The sequence below is a fragment of the Rathayibacter sp. CAU 1779 genome (assembly GCF_054551755.1).
In genome coordinates, this window is record NZ_JBTOLK010000001.1 from 1450462 (window position 1) to 1464992 (window position 14531).

Below are 14531 nucleotides of genomic sequence, written 5' to 3' on the forward strand. Positions count from 1 at the left end.
TCGCCCGATCCGTACCGTGGTCATCAGTGGGGGGCATCCGCTCGGGTGGACCGCTGCCCCGACCAGATGAAGGAGTGGGATGTCCGGGCCTGACCTGAAGATCGACCTGCAGCGCCTCGAACAGTTGCACGAAGACCTCGCCGCCGTCGTCAAGGAGTTCCAGGACGCGGACGACTTCAGCGACGCCGTCGCCGAGGCGACCGGCCACGATTCGCTCGCCGGCCACGTGCGCGACTTCGCGCACAAGTGGAACGAGAAGCGCAAGAGCATGACCACGAATGTCGACAACGTGGACAAGGCGGTCGGCGCCATCACCGACGGATTCACGCAGGTCGACGACGGCCTGGCCAAAGCGCTCGAGGATGCCGCGAACTCCGGCAAGGACGCCTATCCGCCCGCACACAAGAACGGCGCGAAGTAGCGCATGGGAGACACGGAATACCAGCCGCTCACCGGCGACCCGACCCTTCTCGAGACCAAGGCCGCGCACTACGCGGAGATCGCAGACGCCATCCGTCGTTCGGTGACCACTCTGCACAAGATCCACGATGTCGACGACATGAAGAGCGAGGCCGTCGATGCGCTGACGAAGTCGGGCGACAGCGTCGCCGATGACATCGACAAGGCTCACGACAGGTACAGCAAGACCGCAGCGGCACTGAAGACGTATGCGGTCGGCCTCCGCGAGGCGCAGTCCGATGCCGAGACGGCCATCACGCACATCAACGCCAAGCAGACAGCTGCCGACACGGCGCACAGGCACGCGACGAACACGCAGCAGACGGCGGACTCCGCCACCGACGACACGAAGAGCGACGCCCAGACGGCCGCGGGCAAGGCGAAGGATGCCGCCCAGCACGCCGACGCCGAGCTCCGGGCCGCGCACCAGGAGTGGCACAACGCCCTGGACAAGAAGAACGCGGCGGCGCAGGTGGCGATCAAGGCGATCGTCGACGTGGTGGACCACCACAACAACGGGCTGAAGAACCCCAGCTGGTGGGACAAGCTCGTCAAGGTCATCGAGAAGATCGGCGACATCGCCGGCGTTCTGGCCATCTTCCTGTCGTGGGTGCCCATCCTGGGGCAGGTGCTCATCGTCATCGCCGCGGTGGCGTCGATCGTGAAGCTCGTCGACAGCATCGTGAAGTTCGCGAACGGCGAGGGCACGTTCCTCGACATCCTTGGCGCCAGCGTGAGCTGCGTGCTCACGCTCTTCGGCGGCCGCATCTTCACGTTCCTCGGCAAGGCTGCGCGCATCCGCAGTCTGACCCGCGCCCCGCGCCTGCTCGCCGGCATGCGTACCGAGGCCGCAGCCGCGCAGCGCATGCGTCTGGGCAACACGATGATGAAGAACGCGGTGAAGGACCTCTTCAAGGTGCCCAGGTATGCGACGCGCGCCGATTTCGTGGACGCCGTCAAGCTGTCCTTCACGCACAGCGGCGAGGCGGAGCGTGCGGCCTACCAGGCACTGTTCACGGGAAGCTCCTCCCGGCTCAAGGCGTTGGGCGAGATCGCCGGTGTGAAGAACAGCGTGGTGCACGCGATCCGCGACGACATCACGCACGGCTACAAGGATCCGCTCGCTGCGGTCGCCGCGTTCCAGCAGGTGACCAGCCTGTACAACAAGGCGGCGGGAATCGTGAACGTGCCATCGAACGTGCGGAACATCTTCACCGACGGCACAGGCACGACAGCACCGTCGATCAGCCTGCACGATGGTGCCGTGAGCCTCGGCGACAAGGCGATCCCCACCTATAAGAGCTACAACTGATGTGACTGCCGCGACGCCGCAACATCGACGTCGCCTCCACCGTGAGGAACTCCATGAGCCACTCCGAGCTCGCCTCGAAGGACATCGTCGACTTCACCGTCGCGTACCCGGATGGCTGGCATCAGCTGCCGTTCGTCGGAACGACGGCGTTCGCCGGATGGCCGGAGCGCCTGGGCGCCGAGTTCGCGAACGCCCAAGCGGCGAGCACCGAATCCGCGCCCTCTGATTCAGAGGCGTCCGGCGCTGTGCCGGCCGTCTCCTCCGCGATCCTCGATGGTGAGGCGATCTCGGCACCGGTCCCTGCTGACGCCCTGCTGCGGCAGCTGAGGCGTGTGCAGAAGGAGGCCGCAGAGACGGATCCCGATGGCACGAGCCAGTGGTCCGCATACGTGCCGTTCCCGCTCACCGGCCTCGTCGCGGCGACCCTGCAGTGCTCGTTCCTCTGGCTGCAACCGGACGACTCTCCGGAGAGCTATCGTGCCGAGGTCGCCGCGCACGCAGGCGACCGTGCCGTCGGGTATGAGATCCGCGGGCTTCAGACCTGGCGTTCGGCACATCACGACGGCGACAGCGTCGGCTTCACCCACGTGACGGTCATCTCCGAGTACGAGGGCGGCGAGGCCTTCCTCGAACAGCGGGTCGTCTTCGTCGTGTTCCCGGTCGGCGCGGCCCAGGCCGTGCAGTTCGTGTTCCGGTCGGCATACGTCGGGGCGTTCGCCGACATGGTCACCGAGACGCAGGCGATCGTGGACTCGCTCAGGGTGAGGCTGGCGTCATGACGAGACGGCAGGTCCTCGGCGGCGGCGAGCTCGCCGTGATCCTCCCCGGCACCTGGGCCGTGATTCCGATGGACGACGACGAGGCGGCCGCCAAGGCGATCACCGCGCTGGTGAAGAGCAGGGTCGGACGCGCCGACCGACTCGCTCAGGCGCGTCGCGACGTGCGCAGCCAGCTCGAAGGCCTGGTGAAGCAGGCCAAACAGGCGGATGCCTTCACCTTCGCCCTCTCCATGGAGATCCTTCCTGGCGTGCCGTTCCCCGCCTCGCTCCTGATCACCCACGAGGCCTGGCCGGCCGGATCCGCGCCCGCAGCCGCGGTTCGGCCGACAGACGCAGCGGAGGCAGGGGCCTTGGAACCAGTTGGGCGGGCAACACCCGGCACCGAGCCGACGGAAGACGCCGCCGGGGCGACCGACGGTACGGATGGCGAACGGCTCACGTCTGCGTTCCCAGACGCGGAGCCCCTCGACCTCTCGTTCGGACGCGTGGTGCGCACGAGCGTGTTGAAGCAGACCAGCTACGACGAGGAGTCGGCGCCCGAGTTGGTGCTCGACTACAGGCTGACCGCTCCCGACGACGACCGTCTGCTTCGTGTGCACATCAACGCGCCGATGGCATACCAGCCGGATCTGTTCCTGGAGCTGTTCGACGCCATCGTCGATTCGATCACGTTCCGTCAGCCTGTGACGGTCGACGACGCAGGTGCCGCAGACGCCGACGTGTAGCGCCGCCGGCCCTCGCGCACGAGGAGCACGATCGTCCCTGCCGCGAACGCGAGGGTGATGATCCACCAGACGACGAGCAGCGCCGCCGAGTGCACGGGCCAGAGTGCCCAGCCGATCGTGAGGAAGTAGCCGATGCCGAAGACGGCGCCCACGCGCAGCATCCGCAGTCCGGGGCTCCAGCCGAGAAGCGCCGTGAGCGTCCAGAAGCGCGTCCAGTCGGTCTGACGCTGCGGGATGAGCGACATCGCGACGGGGAAGAGCGTGATCGGGCCCAGCGCCTCGCGCGACCATCCGGTGGCAGACAGGCGCTCACCGCGATAAGACGGCCGGATGCTCCGCACCACGTACGTCGCGGCGAGCACGGCGAGCGAGCCGGTCGCCAGCAGGAGTGCCAAAAAGACCGTTCCGAGCAGCGGTGCGAGCACGATCGCGGAGAAGACGAGGAAGAGCACCATCACGGCGACGTCGGAGTCGGCGAAGAATCCGGCGGTCGTCCAGTCGGCGTTCTCGGCGCGAAGTCCGATCGGAAGCAGTGCAGGCAGCAGGAGGCACGCGCAGAACAGGGCGAGCCAGATCGCCGTTGCCAGCAGGTATCCGAAGGGGCGGCCTGCGAGCGCTCGCTCGCTCGGCGGCGTGCTCTGACGGGGCGGAGCAGCGGATGCTCCGTGCGCGGTGGCCGACACGGGCTGCGCTGGTTGGTTCCGGCCGGCATCCGACGAGGGGTTCGGTCGCATCGGCTGATAGGACGGCACGGACTCTTGCCTCTTTCCTTCGCCGGAGAGCGCCGGCGATCGACATCGAGTATGTCAGGGGAGGGGAGTACTCCCCATTCTGCTGCAGGCAGCGTCGTGCTCGGAGTCACGCTCGCGGCGATCGCCTCCGCCGTGAAGCGCGTCGCGTACGATCACGCCCAACGCTCCGGTCGTGAGGCGAAGGAATCCGGCAGGGCGTTCTGGCGCTGGTTCGGATTCCGCTGGCGCTTCGATCTGTGGCTCGCCGGTGCAGGTGGATTCCTCATCGGAGCCTCCCCGCTCGGGTTCGTCTTCGACTTCGATCGGTATGCACCCTTCGACAACCCGGATGGCGTCGCGTGGGCGATCGGCACGATCTCGATCGGCGTCGTCCTCATCATCGCCGGCATCGTCACGGCCACGCAGTTCTGGCGGGCCGGCGAATCGCTGGGCGCCGGCGAATCCCTCGCCTGAGCCGGGCCACCTCGCCTGCTCGACGCGGTATCCGCATGGGGAGTGGTCCCCATTCCCTTGTGCGCACCGCCTTCGGTAACGTCTTTGGTGGTTGTCCGGCCCGGTGGGGCGGGCCGAGTTTTATTCGTGTGAGAGAGAGGGGTTCGTTATGGCGAACTTGAATGTCACGTATGGCGAGATGACGGATGCTGCGAACCGTTTGAACAGTGGCAAGGATGACATCATCGCGAAGCTGCACGAGTTGCAGTCTCTGGTGAACAATCTGGTTCAGGGTGGGTTTGTGACGGATTCTGCTTCGGGTGCTTTCCATTCGTCGTATGAGCAGTTCACGAAGGGCACGACGGATGCTGTGAACGGTCTTGATGGGATGTCGCAGTTCCTGACGAAGGCTGCTGACGCTCTGCAGAACGTGGACCAGCAGCTGGCCAAGGGCATCGGCGGCTGAGCCGACCGAACATCGCCAGCGGGTGCGTGCCGAGTACGGTGCGCACCCGCCTGGTGTTCGCGCGACCCGCCGGGGCCCGCGCGCAACACGTTTCATGTCATGAGAGCAAGCGAAAGGAACGGCGATGGCCGATCTGAAGATCAGCGACGATGTGCTCGACCAGCTCAAGTCCGGGCTGAAGTCCATCGCCGATCAGCTGCACAGCTCGTCATCCTTCGCGGATGAGATCGGCGAGCTCGTCGGCGACTCCGACCTGGCGGGCAAGGTGCACTCCTTCTCCAGCAAGTGGTCCACCCACCGCACCAAGATGATCGACGGCGTGACTCAGATCCACGACGAGACGGCGACCATCGATGACAAGTTCGGCGAACTCGACGGTCAGCTCACCCAGGCGCTGACCACGAAGCACGACGGGAAGAAGTAGAGCGCACCATGCAGGAGATGACACCGCTTCCCGGGGATCCGTCGGCGCTGCTCAGCCGGGCCAACGACCTCGCGAGCTCCGCCGAGCAGATCCAGCACGCGATCAACAACCTGAAGCGACTGGCCGATACGGACGAGACCATCAGCCAGGCCGTGGATGCTGTGCGCGGCAAGGCGAAAGACGTCGCCGACAACATCACGAAGGCGCACACCAGGTACAGCGGCACCGCGGCGGCGCTCCAGGACTACGCACCGAAGCTGGATGCTGCACAGCAGCGCGCGAACAAGGCCATCACCGCGTACGAGTCGGCCGGCAACGAGGTTCAGCACGCGCAGCACGGCCTGAACACGGCGCAACAGAACTTCCAGCCGTCGGATCCGACCGCCCCCACGAACGAGTGGGCGCTCCAGCAGCAGTTCGCGCAGTCGCCGGAGGGCGTGCGTGCGCAGCAAGCGGTGCACGACGCCCAGGCGGCGGTCTCCGCAGCGCAGAAGGAGTGGTGGGCGGCCTTCCACGAGATGACGGATGCCGCCAAGCACGCCGCATCCCTCATCAACGAGGCGATGGACGACAGCCATCTCAACGACGGCTTCTGGGACAAGGTCGGCGCTGCGTGGAGCAGCTTCGCCGACTGGGCCAAGAAACATCTCGGACCTGTGCTCGACATCCTGCAGAAGATCGCGGCCGAGGTCGGGAACATCGCCGGCGTCCTGGCCATGGTCTTCGGCGTGCTCGGCGTCTTCTTCCCCGCCTTCGAGGTCGTCGCGGCCTTCTTCGAGACGGTCGCCCTGGTGGCCTCCATCGTGTCGTTCGCGTTGACGGCTGTGCTGGCACTGATGGGAGACCGCACCTGGGGTGATGTGCTGGCGACGGGCGTCGTTGCCGCGCTGTCCGTTCTCGGGGCGAGCAAGCTGGGCGGCAAGCTCGGCGACCTGGTCGGAAGCAAGGTGGGCAGGGTGCTCGGCGAGGGCGCAGGCGTCAGAGCGGCCGGCCGCGCCGCGATCGAGGCGGAAGGCCAGGGCGCGACCTTCGCCCAGCAGGCCGTCGTCGCCGATCTGATCCACGGTGATGTCGTCCGTACCATCTCCACGAACATCGGACATGTCGGCGAGAAGATCTTCGCCGAGGGCACCGACGTGGTGATCGACAACGTGATGACCAACGCCGGTGGCGCGCTCGACCACGCCACGGGACAGAAGCGCCCGGAGGGGCTGTGGACGGCGCCGCCGTACCTCACGCCTGAGGTGAACTTCTTCCCGGCCGAAGGGGACGGCCCGGAGATCAAGCTGGGCATCCTCGATCCCGTCCAGTTCGCGCATGACTCGGCAGCATCCGCTGCGAGCATGCAGCAGATCGTGTCGGGAACGGTCGAGACGAGCGCAGGAGGCGAGAAGTGAAGGGCCCCCAGCCGATGCGCTATTCGCTGACCCGTCCGCAAGGGTGGGTGGCCTGTCTTCCCTCCAGCGATCTCGCCAGTCCCGCCGCGCTCGCGGAGTTCGTCGACCAGTTCGACTTCAGGGATGTCGCACGAGAGCGTTTCGAGCTCGACCTCGCCCGTCTGGCGGAGTTCGCCTCCCACGACACCACTCCGAACCGCCTCAGGTGGCTGTACGTCCCCGAACCTGCCACGGGAACGATCGTCGCGACGATGACGGTCGACCTGGTGCAGGACCGCGGAGCCAGCCCTGAGGAACTCGCCGAATCGCTCAGCCGGGCGGACTCGCCGGAGGGAACGGACGTCTGGAACCGGGGCTACGAGGTGAAGAGGCTGGCCGGTCGCAAAGCGGTCAGCGGGCACGAGCTCATCCAGGTGAGCCCGCCAGACGGCGAGGCCAGCCAGCTCAACGAGCGGTACCTCGCCGTGGTGTTCACGCCGGTGATCGGCGTCGTCCTCGAGCTCTCGATCAGCACGTACGATCTTGCGAGGTTCGATGACATCGTCGCGTATGGTGATCGGGTGACCGACAGCATCCAGTTCCTCGGTGCAGAGGCAGCCGCGTGACCGAACCTCGCAGCGAGGTCCCCGAGATGGATCTCGTGCTCCCCGGCTCGTGGTGGTCGATCGACCTCGCGAACGACGACGCATCCCGTCGTTCCGTGCGCGCGCTCGTCGAGAAGGTGCTGGGAACCGACGACAGACTCGCGCGGCAGCGTGCAGAGCTGCGGACGAGCACGGAGAACCTCGCAGCGAAGGCCCGCGAAGGCAAGGCCACCGATCTCTACATCGCGCTGGAGCTCGTCCCGGGTCTGAATCTGCCCATGTCGCTCACCGTGTTCTGGCCGGAGCAACCCGTGCTCGGGTCGAAGCCCTCGACTCCGCGATCGGTCATCGACCTGGTTCGCGAGGGGCTGTCCGCGCAGCCGGGCGCGAACGAGTACACCGACGAGATCGTCGAGGACCTCGGTGAGACGAGCACCTGGCGTCGTTGCACGCTCTTCGCCAACCCGGCGCACGACGATGTCCCAGCATTCGACAACCTCATCGTCGACTACTGGATCGCCGTGCCGGGCACGCAGCGCGTCGTGCTGTTGACCTTCTCCACGCCCTTCGTGCAAGAGAAGGAGAAGATGCTGGAGCTGTTCAGGGCCATGGTGGCCTTGACCAAGTGGCGGGATCGCACACCGTCGCCGGAACGTGCGGCGGTCGCGTCGCCCTCGTGACGTTCGACTACCGAGCCCGGCCGACCCGCACGACGAGCCGAGGTCTGATCGTGCTCGTCGTAGCGGGCATCGCGCTGCTCATCGCGTGCGGGATCTGGGTCTTCACCCCGATCATCGCGGACACCGGCAGGGCCACTGCGACGGGCACGATCGTCTCCTACCGGCTCGAGGTCGTCCCCACGCCAGGAACGGCGCCCCAGTTCCGGCCGACGATCAGGTATTCCGTGAACGGGCGCGAGTACACGCTGACGGCTTCGCAGACCGTCACGGCCCCCGACCGACGGCAGCTGCCCGTGGGATCGGAGACCTCGGTACGCTACGATCCATCCGACCCCGCATCCGCATCCTGGATGCCGGGCGGAAACGTCGTCGCCGTGAACGTGCTGGGAATCGCCGGCTTTGTCGCAGGCTTCGGCATGCTGGTCGGCGCCGTCGTGCTCCGACGATGGAACAGGCGCGGAGAACAGAATCCGGCCGAGAGCGGAGAAACCTGACGTGTTGAGTTCGATCATCACGCTGATCCTGGTCGTGGCCTTCGTGGCAGCCGTCATCATCGTCTTCGTCGTGCAGTCGCGGCGCATCCGCACGCAGCGCGTCGTGCTGGCCGATGGGACGCTGTCCACGGCGGACCCCGTCACGGGGCAGCTGAAAGGTCTTCCGCTCGACAGCATCGGCACGGTGGTCTACCTGCCGGAGCGCCACACGCGATTGGGCGAGGGCGCCAACGGCATCTGGACGTGGGGTGGGATCCTCATCCTCGACACCAACGGCAAGGTGGTCAGGCACATCGTGCACATCCCCGGCTCCGAACTGCCCCTGTCGACGATCTACGAGCAGATCCCGGCACCCCAGCACGTGGAGTTCGAAGCTGCGGGAACGATGCCCTACCGCCGAAGCGCCTTCCTCCGCAGGTTCCCGCACTCGCTCGGGGGCTTCCAGCTCAGGGGCGCGATGTGGACGTCGTCCGTCGTCGTGATCACGCTCCTGATCGGCGTGCCGATCATCGTCGTCATCGGTGCCCTCATCGGCGCGATCCTCACTGCCCTGACCGAGTAGAAGACGGTGTGCACTGACGGCTGCAACCGGCGTGCTTCCGGCGACCTTCGAGCGCGTTCGGGCACCCACCCCGGGTTCCGGTCGCCGCGGTATCCGCATGGGGAGTGGTCCCCATTCCCTTGTGCGCACCGCCTTCGGTAACGTCTTTGGTGGTTGTCCGGCCCGGTGGGGCGGGCCGAGTTTTATTCGTGTGAGAGAGAGGGGTTCGTTATGGCGAACTTGAATGTCACGTATGGCGAGATGACGGATGCCGCGAACCGGCTCAATAGTGGCAAGGATGACATCATCGCGAAGCTGCACGAGTTGCAGTCTCTGGTGAACAATCTGGTTCAGGGTGGGTTTGTGACGGATTCTGCTTCGGGTGCTTTCCATTCGTCGTATGAGCAGTTCACGAAGGGCACGACGGATGCTGTGAACGGTCTTGATGGGATGTCGCAGTTCCTGACGAAGGCTGCTGACGCTCTGCAGAACGTTGACCAGCAGCTGGCCAAGGGCATCGGCGGCTGAGCCGAGCCGTACAGTTCTCTGGGGCGCACCGGATCACCGGTGCGCCCCAGCTGTCGTCAGCGGGTGTCTTCCGCACCGCGCGACGAAGGAACGCCTCGAGGCACGAAGGGAGAGACATGTGTCGAATGCGCTGTCGGGTCTGATCGCCACCGTGATCGTGGTCGTGCCCCTCGTCGCCGTCTTCGTCGTACCGATCTGGATCGGGGTGGCGTCCTCCCGCCGCGCTCGTCGGCAATCCGTCTCCATCTCGAACGGCACGGTGTTCGTGACCGACAGTGCGTACGGCCGGCCGAAGGCGGTGCCATCCGGCACCATCGGCACCGTCGTGTACCTTCCGGAACGCGGAGACCGCTCGCCGAAGCGGCCTGCTCCGACGCGAGCACAGGCATCCGCAGCAGCACAAGTGTCCGCAGGAGCGCAGGCACCGGCGGGCGGATCGATCGGACGGGCATCGCACGGGGTGGAGGCGAAGGATCAGGAGCCGAGGGTCGGCAACGGCACCGACATGTTCCGCAACGGCGGACTCATCATCCTGGATACCGGGGGCCGCATGGTCGGCCATGTGGCGTACGAGATCGACTCCCACGCACCGCTCGGAACGGTGTGGCGTCAGATCCCGGCGCTCGACCATGTGCAGGCTCCGCTGAATGGCGCCGGTACCGGCTACTCGCGCTCCGCGTTCAAGCGGGCGTTCCCGAAAGCACTGCGTTTCGGTCAACTGTGGACATCGGCACAGCGAACCTGGACGGTGCTCGGGTTGATCTTCATCGGCATCCCCGTGCTGGCCTTCGTCGCCCTCTTCGCATCGGCGTTCGTGGCGACGTGGAACGAAATGCATGGCTGACAGGTCCGCGTCGGAGCTGGTTCCGGGAGCCGGGGCACGGTCGACGCGACACAGCGAGAGAGGCGCGGCATGACCGATCCGCAGAATGAGGGCGGACCGCAACTGAACCCGGTGAGTCCGGACGTGCAGCGGCAGCTCGGGCGGTCGGCGGACTCGTCCGCTCCCGGCCTGTCATCCGCCGACCGATCAACGGGCGGCCCCTTCCAGAACCCCGGCTACTCGCAGCAGGACTACGCCGATGGCGCGGCCGGCGAGCGGAAGCAGACGGAGGAGACTGCGGCGAAGCGGCGCAAAGCGGCCAAACCCGGGAAACCGGGCTATGGGTATCCCACCTCGATCTTCTGGTTCCTCGTGGGAGTCGCAGTCTTCGTCGTCGGCGCGGTCCTCACCGTGAATCAGGTCACCTTCGCGGTCGACTCCGCCGAGGCGACAGCGACCGTTGTCGGCTACCACGCATACCGCTCGACCGGCAAAGGCGGTTGCGGTGGGTACGCCTACGATCCCGAGGTCGCCTTCACGGTCGCGGGCGGCGGGCGGGCGACCGCCACGCTGACCAACGTCCAGATCTGCACGGCGCCGTCGAACGGCGCGACGTTCCACATCAGGTACCGCACGGCCGATCCGTCCGATGCACAGATCGTCACGGGCTCGAACTGGGGGACCCCGCTGGCGGTCCTCGGTGTCGGGCTCTTGTTGGGCCTGGCGGGCTTCGGGATGATCCGCGGCACCGCGAAAGCGCGGGCCAAGGCCGCGGCCGGTGGGGCGTCGGCGCCACCGGCGAGCGACCGCGTCGCGTCGGAACCGACGCAGGAGAGCAACAACCAGCGGAAGAAGCGGCTGCGTCGAGAGGCGGCGGAGCCGGCGGCGAACGATCCCCGAGCGAGGGAGCTGGTTCGTCGGCTGGCCGACGAGGACGAGCGCACGCGTCAGGAGCGGTCGTCCGACGGAGCGCAGCGGGCAGAGGAGGGCGGCCGGCGTACCGATCCGCGCTCGGATGGGCCCCACCGATGACAGGGGATCGGCAGGCTCGCGGTGCGGATGGGGCGCGGACTCGCGCTTTCGTCGGCGCGACCCCGCCGATGCCGGAAGGCGTCAACCTCCTGGGCACACCGATCACGCCCGGCAGGAGGCGCTCGCGCGAGCCCCGGCATCCCGAGGATGTCGTTCGCCGGCGCCGCCCGTTCGGCCTGTTCGGCCTCACCTTCGTGTGGTCGCTCAGCGCGTTGCTCCTGCTCACCGCCCTGTACACGCACATCGCGGCACCCATCATGACCGCCGCGCTGCCGACGGCCGAGGGCACGGTACAGAGCTGGATCACGAACCTCGGCCGGCACCTCACGTACTCGCCGCGGATCGCGTACACGGTCGGCGGTCACACGTACCGCTTCACGTCGACGGACAGCCTGGACACGCTCACCGGCGCACCGAAGACAGTCACGGTCAGCTACCTGCCCACGAGTCCGTCACAGGCTCTGTGGAACGCTGCGGACCGGTCGTCGACGTACGGAATCACCCCATATCTGGTGATCGTCGACCTGGTCGCGCTGATCCTGCTCGCCGTCGCGATCTACCAGCTGTGCATTATCCGGAACCGCGTGCCGCGTTCGTCCGTCGTGGTCCGCAGCTGGTCGCGGCAGCGTGTCGGCTGGGGTGTGCTGTTCCTGGCCGGCGGCGGCATCTGGCTGGCGACCGGATATCTGTCGCCCGTCTCCTGGTATCTGCCGCCGGCCCCGAACCTGGCAGCCGTGCTCCTGGTGGCGTTCGGCGTCGCCCTCATCGTCGCCGGCGTCCACGACCTGCTGCGGAAGGCGGCGGACGCCCCTAGGCCAACGCCGGAATGACCTCGCGCTCGAACAGCTCCCACCCTGAGGTGTCGTACGCGAGCTCCGGGAAGTAGTGGATGCTGTACCCCAGCCCGTGCTCAGCTCGCGTCCGCAGACGCTCCACGAGCTGCTCGGGCGTGCCGAAGCCATCCGAGCCGAGGTATTCCTGCTCGATGCGGTCGGCTCGTTCGTCTCCGACGTGCGGACGAAGGCGTGCGACGACGGCGTCCAGCCGGTCACGAGCCTCGGCCTCGGTCGGCGCGACGATCGTGTTGAAGTTCGAGGACTGAGTGATCTCCTGCGGATCCCGCCCGAGCCGTTCGCAGTGCGCGTGCAGCACAGAGACCTTGTGGTCGAACTCCTCGAGGGATCCGGTGAAGTTCGTGTAGTCCGCTGACCGCGCGGCGATCTTGAGCGTGACCTTCTCGCCGCCGCCCGCGACCCAGATCGGGATGCCGCCGTCCTGCAGCGGGAGCGGCCGCACAATGGCGCCGTCCACGTCGTAGTGGCGTCCGTGCAGGGTCGCGGTGCCTGTGGTCCACGCCTGGCGCATGATGTCGACACCCTCGCCCAGCATCCGCAGGCGGTCGGGCACCTCGGGGAATCCGTATCCGTACGCGCGCCATTCGTGCTCGTACCAGCCACCGCCGATGCCCATCTCGATGCGACCGCCGGAGACGTGGTCCACCGTGGCGGCGACCTTCGCGAGGTACGCCGGGTTGCGGTATCCCATGCACGTGCACATCTGACCGAGACGGATGCGCGACGTCGACGCGCCGAACGCCGACATCAGCGTCCACGCCTCGTGCGTCGCCTCTTCGCTCGGCACGGGGGTGGTGTGGAAGTGGTCGTAGACCCACAGGGATTCCCATGGGCCGGCATCCGCTTGCTGGGCGAGACGCCGCATGGTTGGCCACTGGTCGGCCGAGTCGATGCCGACGAGATCGAATCGCCAGCCTTGGGGGAGAAAGGTTCCGAAGCGCATGGTCATCACGCTACCGGCCGGCCGTGCCGGCCGTGTCTCACCAGCGCTGTCGCGACTTACCAGGTTTTTCGCGACTTACCGCCTCAACGTCAGTCCCGTCGCATTTGGTAAGTCGCCGTGGCGGGGCGCAGGGAGCGGGGGTTGTGCACCAGGGTGGCGAGGGCGACCGCGTTCGGCGCCGTCACGGGTCTGAGCCCGCCGGCTCTCAGCTTCCCCTCGAGCGCCGTCACCCGAAGCGCGTCGGACATGTCCCATCGGATGAACCCCTTCTCGTACCGCCGCAGCCTGTCCTCGCGCTTCTTCTCCTCGACGAACCGCGCCTTGGAGGACTCCGCGTCGGTGTCGTCGTACTTTCCGTAGCCGTCGGATTCGCCGATCACTCGTTCGTCACGCCAGTAGAAGTCGGGGCGATCCGTTGCCCCCTCATAGTGAAAGGTCTGCTGCAGTTCCGGACGTGGATAGCCGAGCCACGCGATGACCGCGCGGCTCACAGACTCGCCTGCCGACTCAGGCGCCGGGTCTGCTTCGCCGAGAACCCAGTCGACGCGTCGCATCCGATATCTCCATTTCTGCCCGTGCGCCGATCGGAGGAGGTCGGATGCCAGCGGTCCGCCGACCTTGTGCAGCGCGGCATCTGCGACGGCGAGCCCGAACGCTGGCGGAAGAAGGCGCGCAAGGTCGAGGACGGTATCCGATATTCCGACTGCCGATCCGAGTGCGGTGCCGATGATCTCTCGAACGTCGCTCAGCTGATGGACGGCCACGAGACCCCGTCTTGTGGAGTGGGTGCCTGCGGTGCCGCCGCCGAGCACGTGGACGTACTTCGGCTCGCCGAAGAGCGGCAGACCGTGAAGCGCGGCGGCCGATTCGAAACAGAAGACCGGTCTGCTCCACGTCGCGCGGACGGCGTGCACACGAACCACGTACCTCTCCCACGGCCGTAGAGCGGACCACGCGGAGCGGGGAGTGTAGACACCTGGGTGAACGCGATGCAGTGCAGGATCGCGGTGCAGGGGAATGTCCATGGAGTGCCGTGACAGGAACAGCGGTACGGGGCACGGGACGAACTGGGCCATCTGCCGAGTGTGGATGCCTTCGAGCGCCGCTCACAGGCATCCGCAGGCAACCGTGTGCAACCCGACTTCGTAATCCGTGGGGAGGACGACTGCGTTCCGGCCCGACCAAGCCCCGCGCGACTTATCGTTTTCGTCGCGGCTTACGTCCTGGTGGTAAGTCGCGTCTCGAACGGTAAGTCGCGTCCCGAACGGTAGGTCGTGCTACGGGCGGCGGGGGCGATTCAGAGCGG

At 66.9% G+C, this 14531-nt stretch carries 19 protein-coding genes; 16 read left to right on the forward strand and 3 right to left on the reverse strand.

Annotated elements, in window-relative coordinates:
- Window positions 1-79 precede the first annotated feature (79 nt).
- From ACX9R5_RS06550 to ACX9R5_RS06565, 4 genes are read left to right on the forward strand one after another with little or no spacing between them, the layout of a single operon-like run.
- Window positions 80-421: a hypothetical protein gene (locus ACX9R5_RS06550; RefSeq protein ID WP_459408195.1), complete on the forward strand. Its 342-nt coding sequence runs from the start codon at window positions 80-82 to the stop codon at window positions 419-421.
- Between the two features lie 3 nt (window positions 422-424).
- Window positions 425-1771 (forward strand): putative T7SS-secreted protein, encoded by a 1347-nt coding sequence (locus ACX9R5_RS06555; protein WP_459408196.1) that lies wholly within the window; start codon window positions 425-427, stop codon window positions 1769-1771.
- Between the two features lie 53 nt (window positions 1772-1824).
- The gene (locus ACX9R5_RS06560) at window positions 1825-2550 is read left to right on the forward strand and encodes a hypothetical protein (RefSeq protein WP_459408197.1); all 726 of its coding nucleotides are present in this window, start codon (window positions 1825-1827) and stop codon (window positions 2548-2550) included.
- A complete protein-coding gene (locus tag ACX9R5_RS06565) occupies window positions 2547-3275 on the forward strand; it encodes a hypothetical protein (protein ID WP_459408198.1) in 729 nt (242 codons plus the stop codon). Before ACX9R5_RS06560 ends, ACX9R5_RS06565 begins: the two co-directional genes overlap by 4 nt.
- Here ACX9R5_RS06565 and ACX9R5_RS06570 read toward each other — a convergent pair.
- Window positions 3227-4009: a hypothetical protein gene (locus ACX9R5_RS06570; protein WP_459408199.1), complete on the reverse strand. Its 783-nt coding sequence runs from the start codon at window positions 4007-4009 to the stop codon at window positions 3227-3229. The genes ACX9R5_RS06565 and ACX9R5_RS06570 overlap by 49 nt on opposite strands.
- Window positions 4010-4123: 114 nt before the next feature.
- On the opposite strand from ACX9R5_RS06570, the gene ACX9R5_RS06575 reads away from it, so the two are divergent.
- The 12 genes from ACX9R5_RS06575 (at window position 4124) to ACX9R5_RS06630 (ending at window position 12258) form a co-directional block, all read left to right on the forward strand.
- Window positions 4124-4480 (forward strand): hypothetical protein, encoded by a 357-nt coding sequence (locus tag ACX9R5_RS06575; protein ID WP_459408200.1) that lies wholly within the window; start codon window positions 4124-4126, stop codon window positions 4478-4480.
- 148 nt (window positions 4481-4628) lie between these two features.
- Complete coding sequence (locus ACX9R5_RS06580) at window positions 4629-4925, forward strand: WXG100 family type VII secretion target (protein ID WP_459408201.1); 297 nt, start codon at window positions 4629-4631, stop codon at window positions 4923-4925.
- A 124-nt stretch (window positions 4926-5049) separates the two neighbouring features.
- Window positions 5050-5349, forward strand: coding sequence for a hypothetical protein (locus ACX9R5_RS06585; RefSeq protein ID WP_459408202.1), 300 nt, complete (start codon window positions 5050-5052; stop codon window positions 5347-5349).
- Between the two features lie 8 nt (window positions 5350-5357).
- A complete protein-coding gene (locus tag ACX9R5_RS06590; RefSeq protein ID WP_459408203.1) occupies window positions 5358-6746 on the forward strand; it encodes a hypothetical protein in 1389 nt (462 codons plus the stop codon).
- On the forward strand, window positions 6743-7351 hold the full coding sequence (locus tag ACX9R5_RS06595) for a hypothetical protein (protein WP_459408204.1): 609 nt from the start codon (window positions 6743-6745) through the stop codon (window positions 7349-7351). The genes ACX9R5_RS06590 and ACX9R5_RS06595 overlap by 4 nt, the downstream gene beginning before the upstream one ends.
- Window positions 7348-8010, forward strand: coding sequence for a hypothetical protein (locus ACX9R5_RS06600; RefSeq protein WP_459408205.1), 663 nt, complete (start codon window positions 7348-7350; stop codon window positions 8008-8010). The genes ACX9R5_RS06595 and ACX9R5_RS06600 overlap by 4 nt, the downstream gene beginning before the upstream one ends.
- Entirely contained in the window at window positions 8007-8504 is a 498-nt protein-coding gene (locus tag ACX9R5_RS06605; RefSeq protein WP_459408206.1) for a DUF3592 domain-containing protein, read from the forward strand. Before ACX9R5_RS06600 ends, ACX9R5_RS06605 begins: the two co-directional genes overlap by 4 nt.
- A gap of 1 nt (window position 8505) precedes the next feature.
- Window positions 8506-9066: a hypothetical protein gene (locus ACX9R5_RS06610; protein WP_459408207.1), complete on the forward strand. Its 561-nt coding sequence runs from the start codon at window positions 8506-8508 to the stop codon at window positions 9064-9066.
- A gap of 210 nt (window positions 9067-9276) precedes the next feature.
- Window positions 9277-9573 (forward strand): WXG100 family type VII secretion target, encoded by a 297-nt coding sequence (locus ACX9R5_RS06615; RefSeq protein ID WP_459408201.1) that lies wholly within the window; start codon window positions 9277-9279, stop codon window positions 9571-9573.
- Window positions 9574-9691: 118 nt separating this feature from the next.
- On the forward strand, window positions 9692-10417 hold the full coding sequence (locus tag ACX9R5_RS06620) for a hypothetical protein (RefSeq protein ID WP_459408208.1): 726 nt from the start codon (window positions 9692-9694) through the stop codon (window positions 10415-10417).
- 69 nt (window positions 10418-10486) lie between these two features.
- On the forward strand, window positions 10487-11428 hold the full coding sequence (locus ACX9R5_RS06625) for a hypothetical protein (RefSeq protein WP_459408209.1): 942 nt from the start codon (window positions 10487-10489) through the stop codon (window positions 11426-11428).
- On the forward strand, window positions 11425-12258 hold the full coding sequence (locus ACX9R5_RS06630) for a hypothetical protein (RefSeq protein WP_459408210.1): 834 nt from the start codon (window positions 11425-11427) through the stop codon (window positions 12256-12258). The genes ACX9R5_RS06625 and ACX9R5_RS06630 overlap by 4 nt, the downstream gene beginning before the upstream one ends.
- On the opposite strand, the gene ACX9R5_RS06635 is transcribed toward ACX9R5_RS06630, so the two are convergent.
- Together ACX9R5_RS06635 and ACX9R5_RS06640 are read right to left on the reverse strand one after the other, a co-directional pair.
- On the reverse strand, window positions 12239-13225 hold the full coding sequence (locus ACX9R5_RS06635) for an LLM class F420-dependent oxidoreductase (protein WP_459408211.1): 987 nt from the start codon (window positions 13223-13225) through the stop codon (window positions 12239-12241). The two genes, ACX9R5_RS06630 and ACX9R5_RS06635, sit on opposite strands and share 20 nt — an antisense overlap.
- Window positions 13226-13314: 89 nt before the next feature.
- Window positions 13315-14148, reverse strand: a complete 834-nt coding sequence (locus tag ACX9R5_RS06640) for a hypothetical protein (protein ID WP_459408212.1) — start codon at window positions 14146-14148, stop codon at window positions 13315-13317.
- Between the last annotated feature and the right edge of the window lie 383 nt (window positions 14149-14531).

What these genes read in the sequence shown, in the direction of transcription:
- ACX9R5_RS06615 (WP_459408201.1), top strand. Translation starts at nt 9,277, where the DNA reads ATGGCGAACTTGAATGTCACGTATGGCGAGATGACGGATGCCGCGAAC.
- ACX9R5_RS06635 (WP_459408211.1), bottom strand. Translation starts at nt 13,225, where the DNA reads ATGCGCTTCGGAACCTTTCTCCCCCAAGGCTGGCGATTCGATCTCGTC.
- ACX9R5_RS06560 (WP_459408197.1), top strand. Translation starts at nt 1,825, where the DNA reads ATGAGCCACTCCGAGCTCGCCTCGAAGGACATCGTCGACTTCACCGTC.
- ACX9R5_RS06580 (WP_459408201.1), top strand. Translation starts at nt 4,629, where the DNA reads ATGGCGAACTTGAATGTCACGTATGGCGAGATGACGGATGCTGCGAAC.
- ACX9R5_RS06590 (WP_459408203.1), top strand. Translation starts at nt 5,358, where the DNA reads ATGCAGGAGATGACACCGCTTCCCGGGGATCCGTCGGCGCTGCTCAGC.
- ACX9R5_RS06570 (WP_459408199.1), bottom strand. Translation starts at nt 4,009, where the DNA reads ATGCGACCGAACCCCTCGTCGGATGCCGGCCGGAACCAACCAGCGCAG.
- ACX9R5_RS06630 (WP_459408210.1), top strand. Translation starts at nt 11,425, where the DNA reads ATGACAGGGGATCGGCAGGCTCGCGGTGCGGATGGGGCGCGGACTCGC.
- ACX9R5_RS06625 (WP_459408209.1), top strand. Translation starts at nt 10,487, where the DNA reads ATGACCGATCCGCAGAATGAGGGCGGACCGCAACTGAACCCGGTGAGT.
- ACX9R5_RS06565 (WP_459408198.1), top strand. Translation starts at nt 2,547, where the DNA reads ATGACGAGACGGCAGGTCCTCGGCGGCGGCGAGCTCGCCGTGATCCTC.
- ACX9R5_RS06585 (WP_459408202.1), top strand. Translation starts at nt 5,050, where the DNA reads ATGGCCGATCTGAAGATCAGCGACGATGTGCTCGACCAGCTCAAGTCC.
- ACX9R5_RS06555 (WP_459408196.1), top strand. Translation starts at nt 425, where the DNA reads ATGGGAGACACGGAATACCAGCCGCTCACCGGCGACCCGACCCTTCTC.
- ACX9R5_RS06550 (WP_459408195.1), top strand. Translation starts at nt 80, where the DNA reads ATGTCCGGGCCTGACCTGAAGATCGACCTGCAGCGCCTCGAACAGTTG.